The organism is Eubacterium sp. 3_1_31 (assembly GCF_964249515.1).
Classification (GTDB): Bacteria; Bacillota_I; Bacilli_A; order Erysipelotrichales; family Erysipelotrichaceae; genus Longicatena; species Longicatena caecimuris.
Genome location: NZ_CAXUBY010000086.1, coordinates 1,920 through 3,776, shown reverse-complemented (window position 1 = coordinate 3,776; position 1,857 = coordinate 1,920). Strand labels below are relative to the sequence as shown.

The following is a 1,857-nucleotide window of genomic DNA, read 5'->3' as shown; positions in this document are numbered from 1 at the left end:
AAAAAACCTGTCCTTCTCAGAACAGGTCTTCCTACCTGGCAACGTGCTATCTTTACTGGAGCTCGTCCAGCTATTGTCGCCGCTGAAGTGCTTAACTTCTGTGTTCGGGATGAGTACAGGTGTGTCCACTTCGCTTTCATCACCAGATCGCTTGAGGTCTCTCCCTCAAAACTGAATAACAGTCCAAACATTTCTTGTGATTAAGTCCTCGACCTATTAGTATCAGTCAACTTCACATATCGCTATGCTTCCATCCCTGACCTATCTACCTCGTCGTCTTCAAGGGGTCTTACTTCTTGCGAATGGGAGATCTCATCTTGGAGTAGGCTTCGCGCTTAGATGCTTTCAGCGCTTATCCCTTCCCTACTTAGCTACCCGGCTATGCTCCTGGCGGAACAACCGGTGCACCAGCGGTAGGTCCATCCCGGTCCTCTCGTACTAAGGACAGCTCTCCTCAAATCTCCTTCGCCCACAACAGATAGGGACCGAACTGTCTCACGACGTTCTGAACCCAGCTCGCGTACCGCTTTAATGGGCGGACAGCCCAACCCTTGGAACCGAATTCAGCTCCAGGATGCGATGAGCCGACATCGAGGTGCCAAACCTCGCCGTCGATGTGAACTCTTGGGCGAGATCAGCCTGTTATCCCCAGGGTAGCTTTTATCCGTTGAGCGACGGCCCTTCCATTCGGCACCGCCGGATCACTAATCCCGACTTTCGTCCCTGCTCGACCTGTTTGTCTCGCAGTCAAGCACGCTTCTGCATTTGCACTCGTCGATTGATTTCCATCCAATCTGAGCGTACCTTTGGGCGCCTCCGTTACTCTTTGGGAGGCGACCGCCCCAGTCAAACTGCCCACCTGACACGGTCCCTCATCCCGCTTAGGGATGCAGGTTAGAATTCCAATCAGACAAGAGTGGTATCCCAACAGCGACTCCTCATACACTGGCGTGCATGTCTCTTTGTCTCCCACCTATCCTGTACATCTCTGATCGAAACTCAATATCAGGCTGCAGTAAAGCTCCATGGGGTCTTTCCGTCTAGTTGCGGGTAACCTGCATTTTCACAGGTACTAAGATTTCACCGAGTCTGCTGCCGAGACAGCGCCCAAATCGTTACGCCTTTCGTGCGGGTCAGAACTTACCTGACAAGGAATTTCGCTACCTTAGGACCGTTATAGTTACGGCCGCCGTTCACTGGGGCTTCAATTCATTGCTTCGTATCGCTACTGACAAATCCTCTTAACCTTCCAGCACCGGGCAGGCGTCACCCCCTATACTTCGTCTTGCGACTTTGCAGAGAGCTGTGTTTTAGTTAAACAGTCGCTTGGGCCTCTTCACTGCGGCTTACTTTCATAAGCACTCCTTCTCGCTAACTTACGGAGTCATTTTGCCGAGTTCCTTGGCAACAGTTCTCTCGCTCACCTCAGGATCCTCTCCTTGCCCACCTGTGTCGGTTTTGGTACGGGCCGCTATGGAATATACTAGAAACTTTTCCTGGAAGCTGGCTACATATGCTTCGGTACTTGCCCTTGGGCGTTCCCTTACCTTTCACGCTTTACATCCTGATGACGCATTTCACTGCCATCCTGCTATACGCTTCGCCCACAATCCATTTAGTGGGTCATACTTACCTTCTCCGTCATTCCTTCATTTCCATCGCGGGTACAGGAATATCTGCCTGTTTTCCATCCACTACGCCTTTCGGCCTCGCGTTAGGTCCCGACTTACCCAGGGCGGACGAACCTTCCCCTGGAATCCTTGGGCTATCGGTGTGTAGGATTCTCACCTACATCTCGCTACTCACACCGGCATTCTCACTTCTATGCGCTCCACCACTCCTCACGATATGGCTTCT

At 52.0% G+C, this 1,857-nt stretch carries 2 rRNA genes (1 of these 2 cut by a window edge); both read right to left on the bottom strand.

Annotated features, from left to right (window positions below):
- Positions 1 to 33 precede the first annotated feature (33 nt).
- A 5S ribosomal RNA gene (gene rrf / locus ACESSZ_RS16290) occupies positions 34 to 147 on the bottom strand.
- Positions 148 to 196: 49 nt separating this feature from the next.
- Positions 197 to 1,857, bottom strand: a 23S ribosomal RNA gene (locus ACESSZ_RS16285) (it continues 1,301 nt past the right edge of the window).